This window comes from Collinsella aerofaciens (assembly GCF_009876115.1).
Lineage (GTDB): Bacteria > Actinomycetota > Coriobacteriia > Coriobacteriales > Coriobacteriaceae > Collinsella > Collinsella aerofaciens_N.
Genome location: NZ_WWSY01000019.1, coordinates 1 through 24,330, shown reverse-complemented (window position 1 = coordinate 24,330; position 24,330 = coordinate 1). Strand labels below are relative to the sequence as shown.

Genomic DNA, 24,330 nt, shown 5'->3' with positions numbered 1-24,330 from the left:
TTATTCCTCCTCCAGGATCACGTGACGGAACGCGCCGTCCTCGTAGATGCCATAGCTGTGCGTACCGTCCTTGGGAATGCTCACGCTGCCGGGGTTGAAGAGCCACAGGCCCGGGTGCGCCTCGCTTGCCTCGTTAACCTTGATGTGCGTGTGGCCGTAGACGAGCGCGGAGCCCTCGGGCAGCGCGGGCGCGTGGTCAACGCTGTTATGCATGCCAGCGCCAAAGACGTGGCCATGCGTCAGGAACAGCTCGCGGCCGGTCTCGTCGAACAGCGTGGCGTAGTCGGCCATGACGGGGAAGTCGAGCACCATCTGGTCGACCTCGGCGTCGCAGTTGCCGCGGACGGCGATGATGCGGTCGGCCAGGGCGTTGAGCAGCGGAATCACGCGCTTGGGAGCGTAGTCGCGCGGCAGGTCGTTGCGCGGGCCGTGGTAGAGCAGGTCGCCCAGCAGCACGATGCGGTCGGGCTGCTCGGATTCGATGGCGGCGACCAGACGCTCGGTCCAGTATGCCGAGCCGTGAATGTCGGAAGCGATGAGGTATTTCATGGGGAGTCCTTTCGGTGTGGGGTTGATGGGGCTGGGCGCGGGATGTCGCCGGCCGCGCTATTCAAATCGCAGTGCCGGGGCTTGTGCCGCCTGCATCACGCGCTGGAGCGGCACATTATGCTCGCGGGCAAGACGGGCGCAGTCCTCGTACTCGGGCGCCGCACGCTCACTGCCGTCGGGCAGGGTGGCTACTTTGACGGCCACCTCGCCCCAAGGCGTCGCTACCTGCTCAAAACGACGCGGCAGGCAGACGCGTTCCATCACCTGGCGACGAACGGCGTTGGTCGTGGTCTCCAAAAAGATAATCGTCTGTAGGCGCTCGATATCCTCGTGCGAGCAGATCACCTGCAACTGCCATCCGGGGCGGCCCTTTTTGCAGTAGAGGGACAGCCAGTGCACCTCGCGGGCGCCGGCCTCGCGCAGGCGGTCAGCGGCGTAGGCGAGCACCTCGGGCGACGCGTCATCGATGTCGCACTCCAGCTTGACGATAGTTTCGGGCGCATCGGTCTCGCGAGACAGCGGGGATGTGCTATCGCATTGCATACGGTCCGGATCCTTTCCGCGCGGGCTCGTTTTGTTCACCCAAACGCTAGCACATCGGACGTGGCGCAGGCGTGACTTTCGTCCGTCGCCGCCCTCGCCCCTATCTAAACGTGTACGTCAGCCTCCAAACATGTCATTTTTTGTCGGTTTTGGAGGCTGACGTACACGTTTTGGAGCGGGGCCGCACACGATCAGAATTGCGCCCGCACTCCGTCCACCACAAAGTTCGCTGCACTCAACAATTTTGAACTTTATACGCAGTTCATCGTTCAAAAATTACCCTCGGCATACTTACCAATCTGCCGATGATACTCTAGTTGCATTTGGCTAACTAAGCGGCTGCCGAGGACCCCGCCCGGCACCGTTACGGCATAGGAGGTTTCATGTTCGAGAAGCGGCTCTTCTCCCTGGTTCCGCAGGCAACGCCCTACATTATGGCAAGCGTCCTGTCTAAGTGGATCGCGCTCATGGCAAATATCACGGTGATGTGGGTGCTTGCGCGCATCTTGGGCGGCATCGTCACGGACGGTCTTTCCGCCGCGCTCGCCGTCGATGCCCTCGCACAGGCGGCCTTGCCGCTCGCCGCCGCCATCATCGTGCGCGCCGCCTCCATCTACCTGGCCCAACGCGCCGGCGACAAGGCCGCGTTCGAGGCCGTCCGCCGCGTGCGCTCGCTCGTCTACGACAAGCTCACCGCACTCGGCCCCTCCTACACCGAGACCGTCCCCACCGCCGAGGCCGTCCAGACCAGCGTCGAGGGCGCCACGCAACTCCAGGTGTACTTTGGCGGTTACCTGCCGCAGCTCTTCTTTGCCGGCTTGGCACCCATCACGCTGTTTGTACTGCTCGTGGGCCAGGCGGGTCTTCCCGCCGCGCTGCTGCTCGCCTGCGTTCCGGTCATCCCCGTCTCCATCATGATGGTCATGCGCAACGCAAAAAAGATCGGTTCCGAGTATTGGGGCAGCTACGTCGATCTGGGCGGCATGTTCCTGGAGGCCGTTCAGGGTCTTACCACCCTTAAGGTGTATCAGGCCGACCGCGACTGGCACAAGCGCATCAACGCCGAGTCCGAGCGTTTCCGCACAGCGACCATGCGCCTGCTGGTGATGCAGCTGCGCTCCATTTGCGTTATGGACCTGGTCGTCTATATGGGTGCCGCGCTCGGCATTATCGTAGCCGCGCTGCAGCTCGCCACGGGCAAGATTGGCTTTGAGGCTGCCTTCCTCATCGTCTTTCTGTCGCAGGAGTTCTTTTTGCCCATGCGCCGCCTGGGATCGCTGTTCCACACGGCCATGAACGGCATGGCCGCCTCGCGCCGCATGTTTGGCATTTTGGATACGCTCGAGCCCGAGCGCGGCGATGTTGAGCTTGACGGCCGCGGCGATATCGAGCTTGACGGCGTGGGTTATGTCTACGGCGACCGCACGGTGCTGGACAGCGCCAGCGCGACCATTGCGCACGGCTCGCTCGTGGCACTCGTGGGCGAAAGCGGCGGCGGCAAGTCCACGCTCGCGGGGATTATCTCGGGCCGCAAGGGTGCCTACCGCGGCAGCGTGCGCATTGGCGGCGTTGAACTGCGCGATGCCACGGCCACCTCACTCATGCGCGCCGTCACGCTGGTGCCCACCAACGGCTACCTGTTTGCCGGCACCCTGCGCGACAACCTGCTGCTCGCCCAGCCCAACGCCACCGACGCCGAGCTTTTGCGCGCGCTCGGCCGCACGCGCGTGGCGGCCTTTGTGCAGGCCAACGGCGGGCTCGACATGGTGATTAACGAGGGCGGCACCAACCTTTCGGGCGGCCAGCGCCAGCGCGTGTGCATGGCCCGCGCCCTGCTGCACGACTCGCCCATCTATGTGTTTGACGAGGCGACGAGCAATGTGGACGCCGCAAGCGAAGCCGCAATCGGCGACGTCATTGCATCGCTCGCCGGCGAGCACACCGTAATCGTGGTGGCACATCGCCTGTCGACAATCGTGGACGCCGATCAGATTCTGGTGCTGGAACGCGGTCACATTGCCGAGCGCGGCACCCATGATGAGCTCCTGTCGGGCGCGGGCGCCTATGCGCGCATGTGGAACAGCCAGGAGCAACTCTCGGCATATGCGTATGCGGAGGATGATGCCGAGGATGCCGGCGCGGTTGAGGCTGTTGGCGGCAGTACTGCCTGTACCGATGGCCTCAACGGTGCCGGCTCGTCTTCCGCTACCGCGGCGCCTGACTCCGGCCGCACCCGTCGCTCGGCGCCGTCCATCATATGGCGCATGATGGGGCTTGTCCGACCGCTTGCCGGCTGGCTTGTGCTAGCCGTCGCGCTGGGCAGCATTGGCATGCTCACCGCCGCGTTCGTGCCGGCCTTTGGCGCCTTTGGCCTTATGGCCGCGCTGGGCCGCAACGCCTTGGGGCTCGGTCTTATCGCGGCATGCGCGGCCTGCGCCGCCTGCGGCATCGCACGCGGACCGCTCCATTACGGAGAGCAGCTCTGCAACCACTACATCGCGTTCCGCCTACTCGCACACATTCGCGACCTGGTGTTTGGCGCCCTGCGCCAGCTCGCCCCCGCTAAGCTCGAGGGCCGCGGCAAGGGCGAGCTCGTGAGCCTGGTCACCTCGGATATCGAGCTGCTCGAGGTCTTCTACGCGCACACCATCTCGCCCATCGCCATCGCCCTGGTCTGCACCGTTGTGTTTGAGGGCTTTTTGCTGGCTGTGAGCCCCGAGCTCGCGGGCATCGCGCTCGTGGCCTACGCGGTCCTGGGCGTGCTGCTGCCCCTGACCTCGGCCAAGGCATGCGGCACCACCGGCCGCCAGAGCCGCGAGGGCGCTGGCAAGCTGGGCGCCTTTGTGCTCGACAGTCTGCGCGGCGCGGGCGAGACCATCCAGTTTGCCGGTGGCGCCGATCGCAGCCGTGCCCTGGGCAAGCTGACCGAGCAAGTCGGCGCCGTGGACGCGCGCCTCAAGCGCCGCCAAGCGGCCAGCGAGGCCGTAGCCGATGCGCTTATTCTTGCGGCCAATCTGGTGATGCTCGGACGTGCGCTGCAGCTGGTAGCTGCGGGAACGATTGACTTTGCCGCAGCGTTTGTCGCCGTCTTTACCTTTGTGTCGTCGTTTGGCTCGGTGATGGCCGTGAGCCGCCTGGGCGCCTCACTGCAGGAGACGCTCGCCTCGGGCGCACGCGTACTCGATTTGCTCGACGAGCAGCCCCAGTGCGTCGAGGTCGCCGACGGACAGGACGTTGAGTTTGCCGGCGCCGCAGCCGAGCATGTCAGCTTTAGCTATGCGGGCGGCGTGGACGCGGGCGCCACAAAGCGGATCGCGAACGACACCGCTGCGGGTCTCATCCTCGACGACGTGGCCTGCACCTTTGCGCCCGGCACCATGACCTGTATCATGGGGCGCTCGGGCTCGGGCAAGTCGACGCTGCTTAAGCTGCTCATGCGCTTTTGGGACCCCGCAGCCGGCACCATCACGGTGAGCGGCGTCGATGCCCGCCACATCAACACGGCGAGCCTGCGCAGCCACGAGGCCTATATGACCCAGGACACACATCTGTTCTGCGGCACCGTACGCGAGAATCTGCTGGTCGCGCACGCCAGCGCCACCGATGCAGAGCTGCTCGACGCTTGCCGCTCTGCCTCACTCACCACGCTCATCGACCGTCTGCCGCAGGGACTCGACACGCCCGTTGCCGAGCTGGGCGACTCGCTTTCGGGCGGCGAGCGCCAGCGCATCGGCCTTGCGCGCATCTTCCTCAACGACGCACCTTTCATCTTGCTCGACGAACCCACCAGCGCGCTCGATGCCCTCAACGAGGCGTCCGTGATGCAGGCGATCGACGAGCTCAAGCGCCGCGGCAAGACCATTGTGCTCGTGAGTCACCGTGCCAGCACCTGCGCCTTTGCCGATTTCTCGCTTTCGGTCGAGCACGGGAGGCTGAGCTAATGGCGCGCCCGGTCGACACACCGGAGCTGGCACGCAAACGTGAGCGCGAGGCCCAAATGGTGTCGCAGATGATTGCGCTGTGGTGTCGTGGGCATCATGGAGGCGGACGTGCGGTCGAGCAGGTTGGCGACGATGAGCCCGTGCGCGTGAAGCTCGGCCTTCGGACCATTACGCTCTGCCCCGAATGCGCCGAGCTGCAAAAATACGCCATCGCGCGCATTGAGCACTGCCCGCACATGGGCACCAAGACATTTTGCTCGGCCTGTCCTTCGCATTGTTACCGGCCTGCCATGCGCGAGAAGATCCGCGAGGTCATGCGCTGGTCGGGACCGCGTATGATCCGCTATCGCCCCATCACCGCCGTGAGACACGCGATGGTAACGGTGCAGGCCAAACGCGCGGCGGCACGAAACAAGTAGTTGCCGACGCCGGCACGCGCCGCGCAGCCTTTCCAATCGATTTCGACCCCCGGCGTGCCCGGCGTGTTGAGAGCTGCGCCATTACAATGAAGCGGATTCGCTTGACGCAAAGGAGCCGCCATGTCCGCTTGCCCGCTGGTCGATTGCCATACCCACACCTCGTTTTCGGACGGACACGCCTCGTTTGAGGACAACGTTCGCGCCGCTGCTGCGGCAGGCTGCCGTGTCATGGTCTCAACCGACCACCTCACCCTGCCCGCCAGCATGGATTCCAATTGCGAGGTGCAGGTTGTCGAGGGCGACCTGCCGGCACATCGTCTGGCTTTTGAAGACGCCCGCAAGCTTGCCGCGCGGATCGCGCCGGAGCTCGAGCTTATCTATGGCTTTGAGTGCGATTGGTACGAAGGTTGCGAGCCTTTGGTTGAGCGCTGGTCCGAAGGCGCCGTGGTACGCCTGGGCAGCGTGCATTGGATTGGCAACCCAGGCGATATTGCGGCAGGCGCTGCGGGCGCGGCGGGGGCGGAGGACGTCGCTCGTCCCGACACGCCCGATTCGAGCTGCGGTTGGATCGATGATGACACCAACCTGCACGTTTGGGAAAACCTGGGCGTGCGCGGCGTGTGGGAGCGCTACGTCGACGACTGGTGTCGCGCCTGCGAAAGCTCGCTTAACTTTGATGTGATGGCTCATCCCGACCTGGTCATGCGCTTTTCGAAGGAAGGCTTTGCACCCGATTTTGACCCCGCGCCGTTCTGGGGGCAGATGGCAGAATGCGCACACGACACGAGTCGGCGCGTTGAGGTCTCGACTGCCGCGCCGCGCAAGGGGCTTGACGACTACTACCCCGCGACCGGCCTTTTGCGCTGCTTTGCCCATGCCGAAGTGCCGATCACCTTTGGCTCGGACGCGCACCGCGCCTGCGATATCTGCTGGAACATCCGCGAGGCCCAGGGCCACGCCTACGACTGCGGCTATCGAACCTTCGACATCCCCCACCCCACCGGAGAATGGGAGCCCACGCCCCTCGCCTAAGACTAGTCGTTGGGGACGCTCTTCACAAATGACCCCTTGGGGACGGAGGAAAACAGGTCGTTTTGCTCACCACCGACGCCCGTGCAACACCGCCCGCCAAAAAGAACGCCCGTTTACTACGATAAACCGCAAACCTCCGACCATCGGCTTAATGCGGAAAATAAAACCGCAGGTAGAAGCGTTGACGATTTGCTCAAAACCGACGTGTGGTCAGCAGATCCAGTTTCATCGTAGTAATTGGGCATGTTATTTGGCAGCGTCGGCAAAGACTGTCCCAAACGACTAGTCGTTTAAGAACGTCCCCAATGACTACCCAATGACTAGTGGCGGCGGGCGTTGAGTTCGCCGGCCAGTTCGCCGAGGGTGATACCGTAGCGTTCGAGTGTTACGAGCAGATGGTAAATCAGGTCGCCGGCCTCGTAGCGAATGTGATCGTGGTCGTTATCCTTGCAGGCCATGATGACCTCGCTCGCCTCCTCGGCAAGCTTCTTGAGCAGCTCGTCCTCGACGTCGGTCAGCAGACGAGCGGTATAGCTCTCCTGTGGCGACGCAACGCGACGACCGTGAATCACCTCGGCCAGACCCGTCAGCGTCTCGCCGATATTTCCATCCTGAACATTTGCGGTGCGCACACCCATAGTTCAATCCTTTCCGTTTTACCGAGCGCCCAACAGGGTGCCCGCCTTAGGCGAGTTTCTTAAAGAAGCAGGTACGGTTGCCGGTGTGGCAAGCCGGGCCCGGAGAGTCGACCTTGACCAGTAGCGTATCGCTATCGCAGTCGGCCCAGAGTTCCTTGACCTCCTGCATATTGCCGCTCGTCGCGCCCTTGTTCCAGAGCTCCTGGCGGCTGCGACTCCAAAACCACGTGGTCCCGGTCTTGAGCGTCAGCCCCACCGATTCCTCGTTCATCCAAGCAACCATAAGCACCTCGCCAGTGTCATACTGCTGAACTACACAGGGAATCAGCCCGCGGGCGTCGTACGTAAGATCAGACGCAGTTGTCACTTGCTCCATTTAAAAATCCAATCTTACAGGAATACCTTGAGAGGCCATGTACTCCTTCACCTGACGAATGCTGGAGGTTCCAAAGTGAAAGACGCTGGCCGCCAGCACGGCGTCGGCTTCGCCCTCGATCACGCCCTCGGCAAAATGCTCGAGCGTGCCCACGCCACCGCTCGCGATGACGGGAATCGGCACCGCGCGCGCCACGGCACGGGTGAGTGCCAGGTCAAAGCCAGCCTTGGTACCGTCGCGGTCCATGCTGGTGAGCAGGATCTCGCCGGCGCCGCGGCGAGCCGCCTCCTCGGCCCACGCCACCGCATCGATACCCGTGGCGTTGCGACCGCCCGCGGTAAAGACCTCCCACTTGTCGGCACCAGATGCGCCGGGCAAACCGACGCGCTTGGCATCGATCGCCACGACCACGGCCTGGTTGCCAAACGCCGCGGCAGCCTGGCTGATCAGCGACGGGTCACGCACGGCGGCAGAGTTGAGCGACACCTTGTCGGCACCGGCGGCAACCATGGTACGCATGCCCGCAAGGTCGCGAAAGCCGCCGCCCACGGTATAGGGAATGGCCAGCTCCTCGGCCGCATGCGCCGCCATCTCGATGGTCGTCGCTCGGTTGTCGCTCGTCGCGGTAATGTCCAAAAATACGACCTCGTCCGCGCCCTCGCGGTCGTAGGCGCGCGCCAGCTCCACCGGATCGCCCGCATCGCGCAGGCTCACAAAGTTGACGCCCTTGACCACGCGGCCGTCCTTAACATCCAGACAGGGAATCACGCGTTTGGTAAGCATGGGCTACTCCTCCCCTCGGGCGGCGGCCAGCGCCTGGGCCAGCGTAAAGTTGTCCTCGTAGAGCGCGCGACCGGTAATGGCACCTTCAATCGCGCCCTCACCCACCGCGGCAAGCGCGCGGATGTCGTCGAGCGTCGAGATACCGCCCGAAGCCACGACGGGAAAGCCCGCGACCTCGGCCACATGGCGATACGCCGCCACATCGATGCCCGTCTGCATGCCGTCGCGCGCGATATCGGTATAGACCAGGTGCTTAAAGCCCAGCTCGGAAAGCTGCGCCACGGCATCGTCGAGCGCCATACCCGCGCCGTCGCGCCAGCCGTTCACCTTGACCTGGCCGTCGCGCGCGGCGATGTCTGCCACCAGTAGCTCACCAAAGCCTTGGGCTGCCACCTCGGCAAAACCCGGCTCGGTCACCAGCACGGTACCCAGTGCAATGCGGCGAGCGCCATAGCCGGCCAGCTCGTCGATGCGCGCGAGCGAGCGAACGCCGCCGCCCACATCCACGGACAGACCATCGACGCCGCAGATGGCCTCGATCGCTGCCGAGTTGGCAGCGCACGCGTCCTCGTCCTCGCCAAAGGCAGCGGACAGGTCGACGACATGCACCCAGCTTGCGCCCTGCTCGGCAAAGGAGCGGGCGACGGCCACGGGGTCGTCGGAATATACCTTGCAGCGGCTCCGGTCGCCGCGCTCCAAGCGCACGACCTTGCCGCCGATCAAATCGATTGCGGGAAACAGAATCATCGGCCGACCTCCTCGACGATGTTGACGAAGTTCTTAAGGATGCGCAGACCCAGCGCGGAGGATTTCTCGGGATGGAACTGGCAGCCCCACACGTTGCCGTGGCGCACGATGCACGGGAAGCTCCGCGTATAGTGCGTGAGCGCCAGCACATCGGCGGCATCGGCATCGTCGGCCACCGCATAGCTGTGGGTGAAATACATGTTGGCACCCTCGGCAAAACCGGCAAGCAGTGGATCGGCCGCACCGGCGGGCGTCATGTGCACCTGGTCCCAGCCCACGTGCGGCACCTTAAGGCGACTCGATTCCAAGCGCGTGCACGAGCCGCGCATAAAACCCAGGCCATCGACCCAGGGGCCACCGGCCTGCTCGGAGGCGTTGCCATCGGCGACCACACCCTCGTCCGCAGGCACGCCCTCGTTGCCGCGCTCAAAAAACAGTTGAAGACCCAGGCAGATGCCGAGCAGCGGAGTTCCGGCGGCGACGGCATCGAGCACCGCGTCCGCCTCGCCGCTCTGGCGCATAAAGGCGATCGCGTCATAGAACGCGCCCACGCCCGGAATGACCAGGCCGTCGGCGTTGCGGATCTGCTCCGGGTCGTCCGACGTGCAGGCGACGGCGCCGGCGCGCGCAAGCCCGCGCACGACGCTCGACAAGTTGCCCTTGTGGTAGTCGACCACCACGATCTTCGGTTCGCCCACGCGACCCTCCCTTATCTCATTCAAAACCTATCCTTTTTTGGCAGGTTACAGCGATCCCTTGGTGCTGGGGATGCCTTGCACGCGGGGATCGAGCTCGCAGGCGTGGCGCATCGTGCGGCCCACGGCCTTAAAGGCCGCCTCGATAATGTGATGCGAGTTGCCGCCCGCCAGCTCACGCACGTGCAGCGTGAGCTTGGCGTCGCGCGCAAAGGCATAGAAGAACTCGACGGCCAGCTCGGTATCAAAGGTGCCCACGCGCTCGGTCGGTACGGGCAGCTCGCAGTAGGCCTGCCCGCGGCCCGAGATATCCACGGCGGCCATCACGAGCGTCTCGTCCATGGCGATCGCCGCGTCGGCAAAGCGCGTAATACCCGCTTTATCGCCCAGCGCCTGGCAAAACGCCTCGCCCAGCACAATGCCCGTGTCCTCAACGGTATGGTGCGCGTCGACTTCCACGTCGCCTACCGCATGTACTGTCAAATCGAACAGACCATGACGACCAAAGGCGTTGAGCATGTGGTCGAAAAACGGCACTCCGGTCGAGATATCGCACACACCAGATCCGTCCAGGTCGAGCTTTACGACAATGTCGGTCTCGCCCGTCTTGCGGGTCACCTCGGCATAACGGCCCATCTACATCTCCTCCTTCACCAGCGCGGCAAACGCAGCCAGCACCTCGTCGTTTTCCTGCGGGGTGCCCACGGTAATGCGCAGACAGTCCGCGAGCCCCGGCGCGTAGCTAAAGTCACGCACCAAAATCGAATACTCATCGCGCAGACGCTCGCGCACGCGCGTGGCATGCGGCGTGCGCACGAGCACAAAGTTCGCCGCGCTCGGCCATGCCTCCACGGGCATGCCCTCGGCAGCCATCGCGCGCAGGGCGCACAGCTCGCGCTCGCGTTCGGATGCGACCTGTGCCACCACGGGCGCGTACGCATCGCGGGCGCGCACGCAGGCAAGCGCGGCGGCCTGGCTCAGCACATTGACCGAATAGATCTGGCGAATCGCCGCGAACACGTCGATGACCTCGGGCGCCGCGATCACATAGCCCAGACGCGCGCCGGCGGCGCCAAACGCCTTGGACAGCGTATGCAGAATCACCAGGTTGGGATGCTCGGCGATAAGTCCCTGCGCCGTGGTGGCCGCGCCAAACGAATCGTCGGCAAACTCAACGTAGGCCTCGTCGACCATCACCATGCCGGGGCACGCATCGCACAAGGCCGCGACAAAGTCGAGCGGTGCCACGTCACCCGTGGGATTGTTAGGCGAGGTCACGATCGCCAGGTTGCACTCGGGCGCGGCCGCGAACATAGCCGCCTGGTCGAGCTCAAAGGTCGCCGGGTCGCGCCACACATCGCGCACTTCAGTCTGGCAGAGCGACGCAAAGAACGCATACTCGCTAAAGCACGGCGGGCAGTTGAGCAGGGTCCGCCCCGCGCCGCCAAACGCCAGCAGGTAGTTATAGAGCAGCTCGTCACCGCCGTTGCCCACGCAGATGTTCTCGCGAGCCACGCCATGCCAAGCGGCCAGCTCGTCGCGCAGGTCACAGGACATGGGATCGGGATAGCGGTTGAGCGGCGTGGCAGCCAGGGCCGCGTCGATCGCCTCGCGCACGCCGGCCGGCACGGGATAGGTGTTCTCGTTGGCCGAAAGGTTGATGCGCGTGGGCGTAAAGTTGGGATCATAGGGCTCAATGCCGGCCAAGTAGGGCTGGACGAGCTCCTTCATGCGGGGCGTGAGTTCGGCCATGTTAGGCCTCCTCACCGGTCGCGCCGGCGCCACCCGCGCCTGCAGCCGCCAGGTCCACGCCCTCGGCAACCGTCGCCACGGCATCACCCGGCCAGGCAACCTTGGTCAGGTCGGCCGCGGCCAGCGACTCGGCGCTCACGGCACCCTCGCCCTGCTCCAGCACGCGGCGACGCAGCGCGGCGGATAGCGCGTGCGCCCACAGTCCCTCGGCCTCGGCCAGGCGCTGCGTAGCGGGAGCGTCGGAGAGCAGGCCCTCGGGTGTATAGCAAATGACGCTCGAGCGCTTAACGAACTCTTCGACCGAAAGCGGATTGGAGAACATGGCCGTACCGCCGGTCGGCAGCGTGTGGTTGGGGCCGGCAACGTAATCGCCAAGCGGTTCGGAGCTCCAAGCGCCCACAAAGATGGCGCCGGCGTTGCGAATGCCGCCAAGCAGGCCCATCGCGTCCTTGCAGTGCAGCTCCAGGTGCTCGGGCGCCACGGTGTTCACCGCCTCGACGGCGGCAGCCATGTCGGCGGCCACCACGATGGTGCCCTCGTTATCGAGCGAGGCACGCGTGATCTCGGCACGCGGCGACTGCGCCACCAGGATGTCGATGCCCGCCTCGACCTCGCGCGCAAACTGCTCGTCGCAGGTCACCAGATAGCAGGCTGCCAGCGGATCGTGCTCGGCCTGGGCCATCAGGTCGGCCGCGACCACCATAGGCTTGGCCGTGGCATCGGCAAGCACGCAGACCTCGGAGGGGCCAGCGACCATATCGATACCCACGTCACCCGAGACAATCTGTTTGGCAGCGGCGACAAAGGCGTTACCCGGGCCGGTAATCTTGTCGACACGCGGAATGGTCTCGGTACCGTACGCCAGCGCGGCCACGGCCTGGGCGCCGCCCACCATATAGATCTCGTCCACGCCGCCGAGCTTGGCGGCCGCGAGCGTGTAGGGACTGATCAGGCAGCCCTTTTGCGGCGGGGTCACCATGACCACGCGCTTAACGCCGGCGACCTTGGCGGGAATGGCGTTCATAAGCACCGTGGAGGGATACTGCGCACGACCGCCCGGCACGTAGATGCCGGCCGCAGCGAGCGGGGTCACCTTAACACCGAGCATCGTGCCGTCCGGGCGCGTGGTAAACCAACTCTGCTCGACCTCGCGCTGGTGGAACTCTCGAATCTGGCGTGCAGCCTTCTCGAGCGCGGCGACAAAGGCCGGATCGAGGCCTTCGAGCGCGGCATCGATCTGCTCTTGCGGCAGACGGAAGCTCTGCAGCTCAACGCCGTCAAAGCGCTGGCAATAGTCGCGCACTGCAGCATCGCCGTTGGCACGCACGTTGGCCACGATTTCGCGGGCGGCGTCGACGATGTTTTGCGGCAGCACGCCCTTGCGGTTGAGCTGGTTGGTAACGAGGCGCTCACCGGGAGCAAGCTTGATGGTCTTCATATCGGTATCCCCTATCGGTCGAGGTTATGTTCGAAAAACGAGAGGCCGGGCGGCGGCGCCAGTCGACCCGCAGCCCAGACGTTGGGGCGCCCGTGCGTGCTCGCGCTATTGCGCCGAGCCCGCAACGGGCTCAAAATGCTTGTCCTTCACGGCCGCCGCCAAGCGATCGGCCAGATTGCGCACGCGCGGATCCAGGCGCGCGGCACCCGGGTTGACAAAGAAGCGGGCCGTGCAGTCCATGATGCGACCGGTGATGACCAGGTCGTTGTCGCGCAGCGTGGCGCCCGTGGCGGTAATGTCCACGATGCGATCGGCCATGCCGACGATGGGGCCCAGCTCGATGTTGCCATGCAGCGAAACGATGTCGGCGTTCACGCCTCGCTCGGCATACCAGGCACTCGCGATGCGCGGATACTTGGTGGCCACGCGAAGCGACCCGCGGCGGGCATAGTTGCGCTCGGCCTGACCGGCGCGCCACGCGGGCTCCGCCTCGATAAAGGTGCACAGGCCGTAGCCCAGATCGACCAGCTGCAGCAGGTTAAGGTCGGCCTCGATAAGCGAGTCCCAACCGCAGATGCCGCAATCGGCACCACCGCAGCCCACAAAGGCAGGCGCATCGCTGGGGCGCACGATGACAAACTCGATATCGCCGACCGTGCCCTTGCCGGCACGCGCGTCGCGGCCGCGCACAATCAGGTGACGGCCGGGGTCACGCAGCTCAGAGACGTCCAGGCCCGCGGCCTCGAGCACGTCGAGCGTATCAGCCTTAAGCGAGCCCTTGGGCACGGCGATGCGCAGCGGACCCTCGGCGCCACGGCCCGCGGCGTGATCACCATCGGAAGCGGCGTCCTCGGCCGAGGTACGCGCGGCCTCCAGACGCTCGAGCGAAAAGGCGAAGCCCGCCGCCGGTACCTCGATGCCGTCGCCAAATGCACCGGTAAAGATGGAGTCGTAGCGTCCACCCGAGCCGACCGGATCGGGCAAGCCGCCGGCATAGGCCTTAAAGACCAGACCCGTGTAGTAATCGAAAGAGTTCATGATGGAGAAGTCGAACGACAGCACCTGGGCGTCCTCGGGTGCCAGGCTCTCGACCAGGGCACGCAGTTCGCGCGTCAACGGCGCGGCGATACCGGCGGCCTCCAGCAGCGCGTCCACGCGGTCGAGCACCTCGGCACCACCGTGCAGGCGCGGCAGCTCGCTAATGGCGGCCTTGACGGCACCGGACTCGGCGCTGGCAGCCACGCGAGCATCGAGGCCCACAAAGTCGTTGGCATGCACGCAGCGCAGGGCCTCGGCAGCCAGCTCACGATCCTCGCATACCGCGAGCAATTCCTTAAAAGGACGCACGCTGCCTGCGATAATGCGCGCATCGGGAAGTGCCAGCTCGCGCACGGCATCGGCGACCAGCGAGACAATCTCGACATCGCCCGAGGTATCGCCCGCGCCGATAAGCTCAAAGCCCAACTGCGTAAACTGGCGCGAACCACCGGCATTGCGCTGACACTCGCGAACCACCGGCGCCTCGTAACGTAAGCGCAGAGGCAAGTCGGCAGCGCGCATGCGGGTCGAAACCAAGCGCACGATCGGCAGCGTGTTGTCGGGACGGACCACCAACAGGCGGCCGTCGCCATCAAAGAGCTTAAACGGCGTGTCCGCAATGCGCCCGCCCTCCTCGAGCGAACCCTTGTCCTCGAGTAGCGGCGTTTCAACCGGCAGGTAATGATGCTCCCTAAAGCAGCCCTTCACCGTACATGCGATCTCTTCGCGCGCCTGAGCCTCCTCGGGCAATATGTCCCGGAATCCCCACGGTGTGGCCGTCATCTGGTGAGCCTCCTCATGCTGCGTTTCATATAGAACAGAAGACCGGCATAGCTCCGCCGGTCTTCTGAGTACTTTAGCATACTAGAGTGTTTGCGGGGAGAATCGTCCTTCACGGCTCACAGCGTATTCATTTGGAAACATAGGGCGAGCGGTTAGCAGCAGTCTCTTGTCACAACGCAAAAAGGGCGCCCGCGCGAATGCGGGCGCCCTTGTGTAGGGCCGAGATATCAACCAGCCAAGATATCGGACCTGTGGCCAGCTCCTAGTAGTCGAACTGGTGGTAGTAGCGGCGGTACTTGAGGTTGTGCTTGGTGACCAGCTCGTAGTTGCGCGCGAGGCGGTCGGTGGTCAGCGCGGACAGGATCCAGGGGGACACGATGACGCGGAAGTCGTCGTCCAGGCCTGGGATCGCGTACTCGGCGGTGTCGATGATGACGTAGTCCTCGTCGCCGGTCACGCCGCTGGTGAGGAAGGCGCGGACGCGCTCGTCGAGGGCGCGGCACTCGTCCTCGCCCATGAACAGGAACACCGGGACGCCGGGCTCGAGCAGCTCGAGCGTGCCGTGGAAGAAGTCGTGCGAGGTGATGTGGCGGATGCGCTTCCACTGCATCTCCTCGAGCAGGCACATGGAGTACAGGATGGTCTCGCCCCACAGCGCGCCCGAGCCGATGAACATGGTGTAGTCGGCCAGCGCGTACTTCCTGGCGAGCTCCTCGGCGCGCGGCTCGAAGCGCTTGCGGATGTCGAGCATGTCCTTCCAGACGTCCTTCGTCTGCTCGATGAACAGGTCGAACTTGGGGAAGCAGCCGCGGCGGTTGAGCAGGCGCAGGCCGAAGCAGTCGGCGAGGTAGTAGCCCTTCTCGCAGCCGCCGGCGCCGTGGTCGGAGGCCATCATGACGCAGTTCTCGGCGCCCACGGCCTGGCCGATCTTGCCCTCGGGGTTGGTCATGGCGAAGACGCGCACGCCCATCTCCCTCATCTTGCCGACGGCCTCGAGCACCTCGGGGGTGGTGCCGGACTCGGAGGCGGTCAGCACGACGGACTTGTCGGTCATGCGCTTGTGGCCCATGACGTTCCACTCGGCGGCGTGGATCAGGTAGACCTCGAGGTCGCGGTCGCCGAACTTGTTCATGAGGTACTCGAGCTGCATGAACTCGTCCCAGGTGCCGCCGACGCCCATCAGGAAGACGGCGTCGTAGCCCTCCTCGTGCACGCGGTCGGCCAGGGCGGTCATCCGCTTGCCGGCCTCGTAGACGTTCCTGCCGTCCTCGAGGTAGCCCTCCTGGTCGAAGTGCATGATCTCGATCTTCTCGGTCTCCTTCATTCCCGCTCCTTTCACGAGCAGTTTGAATTGTCGCACGGAATGGACGGGCTTGCCGCCCCGTCGCGCCGCTTAACCTTGTGGACATTTTGGCCCCAAGCTCAACAATTCAAAGGTTCTTAATACCAGTGAACGATTACAGGTTAGCCGTTTTTAATACCGATTTTTTGATTTCATCCTCCCCTCTCGGTAGACGGTCAGTTTTTGCCGCTCATCGGTCATGCGACACATGTCCGTAAAAAATGAGCACCCCGCCGTGCACGAGGATGCTCTAGACGCTAATAGTTGTAGGTATATCCGCCGGCATCGCCGCGGTTAAAAGACTTGGCATGCTCGATCGCCTGCCCACTCGAGTCATAGGTCAGGCATTCCAGTACGAGCGCCAGATCGCCCGGCTCAAGATTGAGCAAACTCGCATCGTGTGCGCCCAGCGCTTCAATATCGAGTTTCTCAATCGACTTGTCCGGCTTGCGCCCCAACATGTCGTAGGTCTCGAACAGGCTGAAGACCGAAATGTCCACGTCTTCGATGCCCGGAAACAGCAGACACGGAATCAGCGTCATCTCGATCGACACGGGCTCCCCATCAATGCAGTTGAGACGGCGCACCGAGTAAAGCAGATCGTCCTCGGCGATGCCAAACAGGTCGGCGTAATACGGGCCGGCGTAGCGTTTGGAGCGCGCCAGAATGCGCACCGACGGCGTCGCGCCCGACGCCAGAACCGACTGACGGAAGCCGCCCTTGCGTTCGTGCTCGTCAAACCACTTGTGTCCCACAAAGGCGCCCTTGCCCTGCACGCGACGAATCTGGCCACTTTTGACCAGCTTGTCCATGGCACTTCGGATTGTCAGGCGCGTCGTGCCAAACTCCTCGGCCAGCTCGTTTTCGGACGGAATCATCGAGCCCGTCGGGTAGTCGCCGCGCTCGATTCGCTCCGCAATGCAGCGGCGAATTTGTTTGTAAACCGGCAAGTCTTCTACTGCATCAGCCATTCGATACCCACCTTCGTCGCAACGCCGTCTGCCTCGCCGTTATCGGCAAAACGATATTTGGTCGGCAGAATCACGGATTTGCAATACTCGACAAAGCCATCGTTCTCGTCACGCTCGTGCGAAGCCTTGTAAAACACCGGCGCGCCCTCCTGAGCACCCAGCAACTTGGCCTCGTCGGCGTTCAGACGGCTGATGGAAATATGCTCCTTGCCGTGCGTCACATGGACATTCCCTTCTTTGAGCAAAACGTCGTAGAGGCTTTCCTGCTCAAAATCGTGATCGGGAAGCGAGGGGCACAAAGACAGATTGACGTGGGCCGTCTCAATCGACGCCGGGGAACCATTAACCACGCGCACACGTCGAATGCAGAAGAGCGGCATGCCCAGGTCGATCTGGGCCTTTTGGGCCAGATCGATATCGGCGTACACGACCTTGGACCAAACCAGGCGTGCGGTCGACTTTGAGCCAACCCTCTCCACCGCCTGCGTATAGTTCCATGTTTCCTGAAAGATGTTCAGTGGTTTGGGAGGACACACATAGGTGCCCGAACCGCGGCGGCTTTCCAAAGTTCCGCACGAAATAAGGCGCGTAATCGCAGCACGCAACGCCGTGCGCGACACGCCCAGCTCTTCACAGAGCACACGCTCGGCGGGCAGCCGGTCGCCACCCTGCAGGTCATAATGATTGATATACCAAAGAATGCCCTCAAAGGCGCGATCTTTGGGCGGAATCGCATATAGTTCACTCGGCATGGGCACGGCTCCTCAACCGCTTGATGCTGCGGGCATCATTGCTCCGGACGCCCCATGGCGTCGAAGGCTTCTTTGATCTGCTCTGCAACGTTCCGATACGACCGATATAGGCCGGAGTCCCGCTTGACTTCGCCCGCGGTCACCGGAATCTCAAGCTTCGAAATCTCATCCTCGCCGGTTTGCACGGCAACGATGACACCCATACCAAGGCACATATTACGCTTGGCAGCGTTGTTTTTGGTAGCCTGAGCTGGATTAATCAAAATCTGCTGAGCTAGTTCGCGATTGCTAAGCTCCGACACATCCTCGGGATTTCCGGTCTCGACAATCTCGCACTGCAGCACGTCCGCATAGTCAAAAATCTTCGGCTCGCCGCCGCGCTGATGCACGGCCCACTTGCGGCGCGTGGCATCTTGGTAGATAGCCGGCAAAAAAGTAAACCGCGGCGGGTCCAAAATCGTATCCGTGATGGTAAACACATCGGGATCAAAGGCATCCTGCGGGTTTTTCTTCTTGAACAGCCCCATATCAGCCTCCCGTTCTAGTATTAAACAACTCAAGCAGAATATAGCACCAATTTCAAGCCGCCGCTTTACCGCATCGGTGCGCGGCGTCTATGGCTCGCCCAGCGGAAGGGTTCACGGACGAGGGCCGGGGTGGGGTGCTTGGTTTTGGAAGTGGGCTTCGCGAACTTCTCAAAACAAAGTATGCCTCCCCGGCCCCGCCGGCAAATAGCGGACACTCCGCATGCAATCTATGCAAACAAACAAGTGCGCTTAGCTTTATTCGGTAAGCTCGAGCACGCTGCCCTTAACGATAAGCGCCGGCTCCAAAACGACCTCTTCGGCACGCCTACCGCCCCTACCGGCAAGACGCTTGGACATGCAGCCAAAAGCATGCTCCGCGAGGACACCAGGATCCTGCTCAATCGCGGTCAGCGCCGGCTCAAAGAGAACGTCGGCCGCCGAGTTGTCATAGCTTACGACCGAGATATCGCCCGGGATGCTCTTACCCATCTCGTGCAAGCGCTTGAGCAGACCGAGGGCAATGTTATCCGAGCTTGCGAACACGGCGGTGGCATCGGTTGCAAGCACGGCCTCCGAGGCCTCGTAGGCGCTCGGGATGTAATATTCGCTCTCAAACTCCAGGCGCGCGTCGATGGGCAGTCCCACCTCGCGCAGCGCGCGCTCGTAACCGGCGAGTCGCTTGCGACCCGTATTGGAGCGACGCGCGTTAACCAGACAGGCGATGCGGCGATGACCCTGCTCGATCAGATAGCGGGTAGCCATGTAGCCACCCATCTCGTGGTCGAACATCACCTTGTCGCACTCGAGCCCCTCAATGGCACGGTCGACCATTACCGCCGGTATGGGCAGATGGCTGACTTCTTCGCGCAGGGCGCGGTCGTCGGAGAACTCGTCACCCACCACCAGAAAGACGCCGTCGACGCCGCGCGTCACCAGCTGGCGCAGCAGTTCAAGATCGTCGTCGGCACTTCCACCCGAGCTGGTAATAAAGAGCGCGTAACCGTCCTCGCGGCAGCGCTTTTCCAAGCTGCCGGCGAGCGAGGCAAAAAAGCGGCTCTCGATATTGGGAACGATAAGGCCCAGCGTGCGTGACTCGCGCATGACCAGGCTGCGCGCGATCTGGTTAGGGACATAGTGGTTGCGCGCCGCGACCTCCTTGATGAGCTTGCGGTTTTCTTCCGAGATGCGGCAGGGCCGATTATTGAGAACAAGCGAGACCGACGAGGGGGAAAGCCCCACCTCCTGGGCAATCTGCTTGAGAGTAACTTTGTTGCCCATCTCGCTCCTTCCGAGTATTCGCGCAATCTCTTGAAAGTATAGCGACCGTCCCTCTACCTCGATGATAAACACTTTACCAATCCGGTAGACGGCTGTTTTATCGCCGCCAGCGCACCAAATCCGTCCGGGTGGGGTATATTGCAATCGATTGATGACAACGACCACCAAAAGGCGGATATTCGTATGCACGAGAACGACTTTTTTAACGAGGACCTGCTGTGCGCGCTTGCTGGCGTTGCCGGCGAGGACAACGTGTTGATGAGCGAGCCCATGCGCGAGCACACCACGTTTAAGATCGGCGGCCCGGCCGACGTCTTTGTCACGCCCGATACCGAGCAGGGCCTCGTCGCCACGCTCGATACCTGCTATCGCTGCGATCTGCCCCTCACCATCGTGGGCAACGGCTCCGACTTGCTCGTCGGTGACAAGGGCATCCGCGGCATCGTCGTGGCACTGGGCGAGGGCCTCTCCGACATTACGGTCAACGGCACGCACGTCACGGCAGCAGCCGGCGCCTTGCTTTCCGATGTCGCCACGGCAGCAGCCGAGGCCGGTCTCACCGGCATGGAGCCCATCTCGGGCATCCCCGGATCGGTCGGCGGCGCCTGCTACATGAACGCCGGTGCCTACGGTGCCTGCATGGCCGATGTGCTGGGGTCTGTGCGCGTCTACAAGCCCGCCCGCATGCTCGACGACGGCACCCGCGGCAGCGGCAGCATCATCGAGTTCGATGTTGACGAGCTCAACCTGGGTTATCGCAAGAGCCGCATCGCCGACGACGGCTTTATCGTGCTTTCGGCCACCTTCAATCTCGCCCCGGGCAACGCCGCGATGATCAAGGCCGACATGGACGACTACCGCCAGCGCCGCGAGGACAAGCAGCCGCTCGACATGCCGAGTGCCGGCTCCACTTTCAAGCGCCCCGAGGGCTACTTTGCCGGCAAGCTCATCATGGATGCCGGCCTGCGCGGCCATGCTGTCGGCGGCGCGCAGGTGAGCGAAAAACACTGCGGCTTCATCGTCAACGCCGACCACGCCACCGCCGCCGACGTCGACGAACTCATCCGCCACATCCAAACAACCGTCAAGGACCAATTCGGAGTAGACCTACAACCCGAAGTCCACCGAGTAGGCGAATTTTTATAGCCCGCTCGCCGCGGTCCACTTTAATTAATAACGGGACAAGTGATGTAGCTCACTTGTCCCGTTTTCATTTATTTGCGAAGAACATCGGCCATCCGCAGGATTGAAATCATCGACCGATAAGTGAGTTCCACCTTTTCGCCCGCAAGCAGTCGTTTCGAGCCAATCTCATCTAGCCCCACAAGGCGAGAAAACAGCAAGCTACTCATCGTGCCCTCGTCAATTGATTCCTTTATGGTCTTCAAAACGTCCGTATCATGAAGCGACGCCGAGCTGTAGGGGGCAACACGAGCGGAACTCTCAATTAACGACGAGACAAAAGGATGGAGATGCTTTGGACATAGTCCATCAAACACCACATCCCCATTGTCATCCGAGCCGACTAGTCGCCAACTATAATGATCGACCCAGTCGTCTCCATCATATATGGTGTCCATGAGCAACTTCCCGTCTAGAGAGAAACCTGTTTGAACATCGGGGCGCAAGACCGCAATCCATATAGGACCCGCAGCAGCTCCAACCCAACGCACCGCTCGACAATTGTATATTGCGACTATTTTAGATCTACATGATCAGTTCGAGTTCGCAACAAGGCGATTATTGCAGCTAGGTTATATTTCATTTTTCTTTTTGGTGAACCATCGGTTCCAAATACCAAAACCGAAGTCCACCGAGTCGGCGAATTCCTCTAAAAAGAAGGCCCCGAAAGGGGCCTTCACCATCTTAATATCAGACAACCAGTCCGGTGAGTCGCGCTCAGGACCCGAGAGGGCCGCGTGCCCGCCCGCAATATATTTGATTGATCGCGAGTTCCGCACGCAAAGAAGGCCACTTAATGTGGCCTTCGTCTTGCGCAGGACTGCCCGAGCAGGCAATCAAATATATTGCGGGCGGGCACGCGGCCCAACTTGCGTTACGACAGCGCAATACCGCCGAGCCAGCCCCAGCGCACGCCAGAGCCAGTACCATAAAAGCTAATGAACGAATCAAGCGACTTAGACGTAATGGCACCCTCGTTGCTCATAACGATGCCGCCGCCAACGTAGATACCCACATGACCGTAGATAAGGCCCGGAGCACCCGTGCCGCTGTGCGAGGAATCGGCCACGATCATGCCCACCTGCAGCGCCGAGCGGTCGGAGCTATAGCACCAGGCGTTGAACATGTCACACGCGTTGCCGCCAAAATAGCCCACGCCGGCATTGCGGAAGACATTGGTAACCCACGCCGCGCACCAGTTCTGACCCGGCGAAGGCGTGGAGTAGCACGCGTTGACGACGGCCTGCTGCTTGCCCGAGCCGGCATTCTGCTGCGGAGTTCCGGGCGCATACGATCCACCGCCCGAGCTCGAACCACCCGAGTAGGAATTGTTCTTGTTCGCGGCGGCCGCGGCAGCGGCGGCCTTCCTAGCGGCCTCCTCGGCCTGGGCGGCAGCGAGAATCTCGGAATCGCGCTGAGCCATGAGCTCCTTGACGTCGTCGGAAAGACCGTTCAGCACGGTCTGGACTTCTTGCTGCTTGGCCTGCATATCCTGCATCTGAGCCGTCTGCTGGTCCTTGAGTTTCTCCAGGTTGGCCTTTTGTGCTTCGAGCTCGGTCTTCTGCGCGTCGAGCTCAGCCTGAATCGTCTGGATATCCTCGATGGCGTCGCGGTCGCTCTTGTTGATCTTCTCGACGTAATGCGCGTTGGCGACGAGCTCCTCAAACGAGCCCGAAGCCAGTAGCAGCGACAGGATATTGGTACCGCCCGACTTGTAGCTTGCCGCCACGCGATCGGAAAGGTCGTTACGCTTCTTCTTGAGCTCCGACTTCTTGGTGTCGATCTGAGCCTGCGTCTCGTCAATCTGGCCCTGAACGCCCTCGATATCGCTGAGAGTCTGGGCATTCTTGTTGGCGAGCGTCGCGTACTCATTGGCGATGCTGTCGAGCTGAGCCTGGACCTCGTCGAGCTGGGCCTGGGCGGCATTCAGTTTGTCGGTGGTTTCTTGGCTGGCCTCAGCCGCATGGGCGCGGGCGGGCAGGCCAAAAAGAACAGCTGCGGAAGCGGCGCCGAAAAGAGCCTTAAGGGCAGTGCGGCGCGAAAGCTCCTGCGTAAAGATGGAATCGTTGTTTGGTGACATATGTACTCCGTTACATGCTTATTTATATGTCGCTCAACTCAAACATATTAACGCACATCGCGCTTGTCCCAACTATTTCCACGAACGGCTGGAAAAGCATGGTCAGCGGCTCGCAAATACGTCCCACGTCAAAGGTAAGGATTATGCAAATAACGACCTATGAGTACGTTAACATCAATCCTCTGGTTTTCCTGCCCCGCGTGTTTTGGGTGCCCCCAGCTGCGCTATACTCCCCTCAAGAAGTGTTCCTGATTCGATAGGAGACTACATGTCCAAAGCACTCGACCCCAAAGACACCTGCGTCCTCGTTACCGGCGGCGCCGGCTTTATCGGCTCGCACACCGTCGTTCAGCTGCTCGAGGGTGGCTACCAGGTTGTCGTCGTCGATGACCTCTCCAACTCCAGCGCCGTTGCCATCGACCGCGTCAAGACCATCGTGGGCGACGAGGCCGCCAAGAACCTCACCTTCTACGAGGCCAACGTGCTCGACCGCGATGCGATGAACAAGATCTTCGATACCCACCAGATCGACCGCGTCATCCACTTCGCCGGCTTTAAGGCCGTTGGCGAGTCGGTGAGCAAGCCCGTCGAGTACTACCACAACAATATCGAGAACACCCTGGTGCTCATCGATGTCATGCGCAACCACGGTTGTAAGTCCATCATCTTCTCGAGCTCTTCGACCGTCTACGGCGATCCGGACAATCCTCCCGTCACCGAAGAGGACCCCAAGAAGCCCGCGACCAACCCCTATGGTTGGACCAAGTGGATGATTGAGCAGATTCTCATGGACGTCCACACCGCCGACCCCGAGTGGGACGTCGTGCTGCTCCGTTATTTCAATCCCATCGGCGCCCATCCGTCGGGCCTGATCGGCGAGGATCCCAAGGGTATCCCCAACAACCTGGTGCCTTACGTCGCCCAGGTCGCCGTCGGTAAGCTCGAGGCCGTTCAGGTCTTTGGCAACGATTACCCCACCCCCGACGGCACCGGTGTTCGCGACTACATCCACGTGTGCGACCTGGCATCTGGTCACGTTGCCGCCCTCAACTGGATGAACGGCAAGACCGGCGTCGAGATCTTTAACCTGGGCACCGGCACCGGTACCTCGGTACTCGAGGTCGTCGCCGCCTTCTCCAAGGCCTGCGGCAAGGAGCTGCCCTATGTGATCCGCGAGCGCCGTGCCGGCGACATCGCTGCCAACTGGTGCGATGCCTCCAAGGCCGAGCGCATGATGGGCTGGAAGGCCCAGTACGACATCGCGGACATGTGCCGCGATAGCTGGAACTGGCAGAGCCACAACCCCAACGGCTTCGCCGACGCCGAGTAGCACTCAACCGCGGTAGATTTCTAGGCATATTCCAAAATCTACGGGCCCCGGCCTCCAATGAACTGCGCCCCAATTCTTGGACGGGCTAATAAGCGGCCTACGCCGCACATAGGGACTGATTCCGGAATTCCTCC

23 protein-coding genes are annotated in these 24,330 nt (G+C 62.5%); 5 read left to right on the top strand and 18 right to left on the bottom strand.

What is annotated here, in order from left to right; all coding sequences use genetic code 11:
• On the bottom strand, positions 1-549 hold the full coding sequence (gene yfcE, locus GT571_RS08630) for a phosphodiesterase (protein WP_117646212.1): 549 nt from the start codon (positions 547-549) through the stop codon (positions 1-3).
• A 57-nt stretch (positions 550-606) separates the two neighbouring features.
• Positions 607-1,092: a nickel pincer cofactor biosynthesis protein LarC2 gene (larC2, locus tag GT571_RS08625; RefSeq protein WP_118385328.1), complete on the bottom strand. Its 486-nt coding sequence runs from the start codon at positions 1,090-1,092 to the stop codon at positions 607-609.
• 383 nt (positions 1,093-1,475) lie between these two features.
• On the opposite strand from larC2, the gene GT571_RS08620 reads away from it, so the two are divergent.
• The 3 genes from GT571_RS08620 (at position 1,476) to GT571_RS08610 (ending at position 6,484) form a co-directional block, all read left to right on the top strand.
• Complete coding sequence (locus GT571_RS08620) at positions 1,476-5,033, top strand: thiol reductant ABC exporter subunit CydD/CydC (protein ID WP_161156683.1); 3,558 nt, start codon at positions 1,476-1,478, stop codon at positions 5,031-5,033.
• The gene (locus GT571_RS08615) at positions 5,033-5,452 is read left to right on the top strand and encodes a nitrous oxide-stimulated promoter family protein (protein ID WP_161156681.1); all 420 of its coding nucleotides are present in this window, start codon (positions 5,033-5,035) and stop codon (positions 5,450-5,452) included. The genes GT571_RS08620 and GT571_RS08615 overlap by 1 nt, the downstream gene beginning before the upstream one ends.
• Positions 5,453-5,572: 120 nt before the next feature.
• Complete coding sequence (locus GT571_RS08610; RefSeq protein WP_161156679.1) at positions 5,573-6,484, top strand: PHP domain-containing protein; 912 nt, start codon at positions 5,573-5,575, stop codon at positions 6,482-6,484.
• Positions 6,485-6,804: 320 nt separating this feature from the next.
• On the opposite strand, the gene hisE is transcribed toward GT571_RS08610, so the two are convergent.
• The 14 genes from hisE to GT571_RS08540 all read right to left on the bottom strand — a co-directional run bounded on the left by hisE (position 6,805) and on the right by GT571_RS08540 (position 19,604).
• On the bottom strand, positions 6,805-7,122 hold the full coding sequence (gene hisE, locus GT571_RS08605; RefSeq protein ID WP_161156678.1) for a phosphoribosyl-ATP diphosphatase: 318 nt from the start codon (positions 7,120-7,122) through the stop codon (positions 6,805-6,807).
• Positions 7,123-7,168: 46 nt separating this feature from the next.
• Entirely contained in the window at positions 7,169-7,498 is a 330-nt protein-coding gene (hisI, locus tag GT571_RS08600) for a phosphoribosyl-AMP cyclohydrolase (RefSeq protein ID WP_161156676.1), read from the bottom strand.
• Entirely contained in the window at positions 7,499-8,281 is a 783-nt protein-coding gene (gene hisF / locus GT571_RS08595; RefSeq protein ID WP_161156673.1) for an imidazole glycerol phosphate synthase subunit HisF, read from the bottom strand. It lies immediately after the preceding gene.
• Positions 8,282-8,284: 3 nt separating this feature from the next.
• Entirely contained in the window at positions 8,285-9,028 is a 744-nt protein-coding gene (locus GT571_RS08590) for a 1-(5-phosphoribosyl)-5-[(5-phosphoribosylamino)methylideneamino]imidazole-4-carboxamide isomerase (RefSeq protein WP_161156671.1), read from the bottom strand.
• Positions 9,025-9,726 (bottom strand): glutamine amidotransferase-related protein, encoded by a 702-nt coding sequence (locus GT571_RS08585; RefSeq protein WP_161156717.1) that lies wholly within the window; start codon positions 9,724-9,726, stop codon positions 9,025-9,027. Before GT571_RS08585 ends, GT571_RS08590 begins: the two co-directional genes overlap by 4 nt.
• Before the next feature lie 45 nt (positions 9,727-9,771).
• On the bottom strand, positions 9,772-10,359 hold the full coding sequence (gene hisB, locus GT571_RS08580; RefSeq protein WP_161156669.1) for an imidazoleglycerol-phosphate dehydratase HisB: 588 nt from the start codon (positions 10,357-10,359) through the stop codon (positions 9,772-9,774).
• The gene (hisC, locus tag GT571_RS08575) at positions 10,360-11,475 is read right to left on the bottom strand and encodes a histidinol-phosphate transaminase (protein WP_161156667.1); all 1,116 of its coding nucleotides are present in this window, start codon (positions 11,473-11,475) and stop codon (positions 10,360-10,362) included. It lies immediately after the preceding gene.
• A 1-nt stretch (position 11,476) separates the two neighbouring features.
• Complete coding sequence (gene hisD / locus GT571_RS08570; RefSeq protein ID WP_161156665.1) at positions 11,477-12,913, bottom strand: histidinol dehydrogenase; 1,437 nt, start codon at positions 12,911-12,913, stop codon at positions 11,477-11,479.
• A 105-nt stretch (positions 12,914-13,018) separates the two neighbouring features.
• Positions 13,019-14,734, bottom strand: a complete 1,716-nt coding sequence (hisG, locus tag GT571_RS08565; RefSeq protein WP_161156663.1) for an ATP phosphoribosyltransferase — start codon at positions 14,732-14,734, stop codon at positions 13,019-13,021.
• Between the two features lie 262 nt (positions 14,735-14,996).
• Positions 14,997-16,058 carry an SIS domain-containing protein gene (locus tag GT571_RS08560; protein ID WP_161156661.1) on the bottom strand — a complete coding sequence of 354 codons (1,062 nt, stop codon included), beginning with the start codon at positions 16,056-16,058 and terminating at the stop codon, positions 14,997-14,999.
• Between the two features lie 275 nt (positions 16,059-16,333).
• Entirely contained in the window at positions 16,334-17,047 is a 714-nt protein-coding gene (locus GT571_RS08555) for a GntR family transcriptional regulator (protein ID WP_161156659.1), read from the bottom strand.
• A complete protein-coding gene (locus GT571_RS08550; protein ID WP_161156657.1) occupies positions 17,032-17,799 on the bottom strand; it encodes a GntR family transcriptional regulator in 768 nt (255 codons plus the stop codon). Before GT571_RS08550 ends, GT571_RS08555 begins: the two co-directional genes overlap by 16 nt.
• 35 nt (positions 17,800-17,834) lie before the next feature.
• Positions 17,835-18,326, bottom strand: coding sequence for a hypothetical protein (locus GT571_RS08545; protein ID WP_161156655.1), 492 nt, complete (start codon positions 18,324-18,326; stop codon positions 17,835-17,837).
• Between the two features lie 255 nt (positions 18,327-18,581).
• Entirely contained in the window at positions 18,582-19,604 is a 1,023-nt protein-coding gene (locus GT571_RS08540; protein WP_161156653.1) for a LacI family DNA-binding transcriptional regulator, read from the bottom strand.
• 183 nt (positions 19,605-19,787) lie between these two features.
• Between GT571_RS08540 and murB the strand changes: the two genes are divergently transcribed.
• Entirely contained in the window at positions 19,788-20,750 is a 963-nt protein-coding gene (gene murB / locus GT571_RS08535) for a UDP-N-acetylmuramate dehydrogenase (protein WP_161156716.1), read from the top strand.
• Positions 20,751-20,818: 68 nt separating this feature from the next.
• On the opposite strand, the gene GT571_RS08530 is transcribed toward murB, so the two are convergent.
• Both GT571_RS08530 and GT571_RS08525 read right to left on the bottom strand, forming a co-directional pair.
• Entirely contained in the window at positions 20,819-21,184 is a 366-nt protein-coding gene (locus GT571_RS08530) for a hypothetical protein (RefSeq protein ID WP_147350683.1), read from the bottom strand.
• A 476-nt stretch (positions 21,185-21,660) separates the two neighbouring features.
• Entirely contained in the window at positions 21,661-22,866 is a 1,206-nt protein-coding gene (locus GT571_RS08525; RefSeq protein WP_161156651.1) for a coiled-coil domain-containing protein, read from the bottom strand.
• A gap of 268 nt (positions 22,867-23,134) precedes the next feature.
• Between GT571_RS08525 and galE the strand changes: the two genes are divergently transcribed.
• On the top strand, positions 23,135-24,196 hold the full coding sequence (galE, locus tag GT571_RS08520; RefSeq protein WP_117564856.1) for a UDP-glucose 4-epimerase GalE: 1,062 nt from the start codon (positions 23,135-23,137) through the stop codon (positions 24,194-24,196).
• Positions 24,197-24,330: the final 134 nt, after the last annotated feature.

What these genes read in the sequence shown, in the direction of transcription:
- yfcE (WP_117646212.1), bottom strand. Translation starts at nt 549, where the DNA reads ATGAAATACCTCATCGCTTCCGACATTCACGGCTCGGCATACTGGACC.
- larC2 (WP_118385328.1), bottom strand. Translation starts at nt 1,092, where the DNA reads ATGCAATGCGATAGCACATCCCCGCTGTCTCGCGAGACCGATGCGCCC.
- GT571_RS08620 (WP_161156683.1), top strand. Translation starts at nt 1,476, where the DNA reads ATGTTCGAGAAGCGGCTCTTCTCCCTGGTTCCGCAGGCAACGCCCTAC.
- GT571_RS08615 (WP_161156681.1), top strand. Translation starts at nt 5,033, where the DNA reads ATGGCGCGCCCGGTCGACACACCGGAGCTGGCACGCAAACGTGAGCGC.
- GT571_RS08610 (WP_161156679.1), top strand. Translation starts at nt 5,573, where the DNA reads ATGTCCGCTTGCCCGCTGGTCGATTGCCATACCCACACCTCGTTTTCG.
- hisE (WP_161156678.1), bottom strand. Translation starts at nt 7,122, where the DNA reads ATGGGTGTGCGCACCGCAAATGTTCAGGATGGAAATATCGGCGAGACG.
- hisI (WP_161156676.1), bottom strand. Translation starts at nt 7,498, where the DNA reads ATGGAGCAAGTGACAACTGCGTCTGATCTTACGTACGACGCCCGCGGG.
- hisF (WP_161156673.1), bottom strand. Translation starts at nt 8,281, where the DNA reads ATGCTTACCAAACGCGTGATTCCCTGTCTGGATGTTAAGGACGGCCGC.
- GT571_RS08590 (WP_161156671.1), bottom strand. Translation starts at nt 9,028, where the DNA reads ATGATTCTGTTTCCCGCAATCGATTTGATCGGCGGCAAGGTCGTGCGC.
- hisB (WP_161156669.1), bottom strand. Translation starts at nt 10,359, where the DNA reads ATGGGCCGTTATGCCGAGGTGACCCGCAAGACGGGCGAGACCGACATT.
- hisC (WP_161156667.1), bottom strand. Translation starts at nt 11,475, where the DNA reads ATGGCCGAACTCACGCCCCGCATGAAGGAGCTCGTCCAGCCCTACTTG.
- hisD (WP_161156665.1), bottom strand. Translation starts at nt 12,913, where the DNA reads ATGAAGACCATCAAGCTTGCTCCCGGTGAGCGCCTCGTTACCAACCAG.
- hisG (WP_161156663.1), bottom strand. Translation starts at nt 14,734, where the DNA reads ATGACGGCCACACCGTGGGGATTCCGGGACATATTGCCCGAGGAGGCT.
- GT571_RS08560 (WP_161156661.1), bottom strand. Translation starts at nt 16,058, where the DNA reads ATGAAGGAGACCGAGAAGATCGAGATCATGCACTTCGACCAGGAGGGC.
- GT571_RS08555 (WP_161156659.1), bottom strand. Translation starts at nt 17,047, where the DNA reads ATGGCTGATGCAGTAGAAGACTTGCCGGTTTACAAACAAATTCGCCGC.
- GT571_RS08550 (WP_161156657.1), bottom strand. Translation starts at nt 17,799, where the DNA reads ATGCCGAGTGAACTATATGCGATTCCGCCCAAAGATCGCGCCTTTGAG.
- GT571_RS08545 (WP_161156655.1), bottom strand. Translation starts at nt 18,326, where the DNA reads ATGGGGCTGTTCAAGAAGAAAAACCCGCAGGATGCCTTTGATCCCGAT.
- GT571_RS08540 (WP_161156653.1), bottom strand. Translation starts at nt 19,604, where the DNA reads ATGGGCAACAAAGTTACTCTCAAGCAGATTGCCCAGGAGGTGGGGCTT.
- murB (WP_161156716.1), top strand. Translation starts at nt 19,788, where the DNA reads ATGCACGAGAACGACTTTTTTAACGAGGACCTGCTGTGCGCGCTTGCT.
- GT571_RS08530 (WP_147350683.1), bottom strand. Translation starts at nt 21,184, where the DNA reads ATGGACACCATATATGATGGAGACGACTGGGTCGATCATTATAGTTGG.
- GT571_RS08525 (WP_161156651.1), bottom strand. Translation starts at nt 22,866, where the DNA reads ATGTCACCAAACAACGATTCCATCTTTACGCAGGAGCTTTCGCGCCGC.
- galE (WP_117564856.1), top strand. Translation starts at nt 23,135, where the DNA reads ATGTCCAAAGCACTCGACCCCAAAGACACCTGCGTCCTCGTTACCGGC.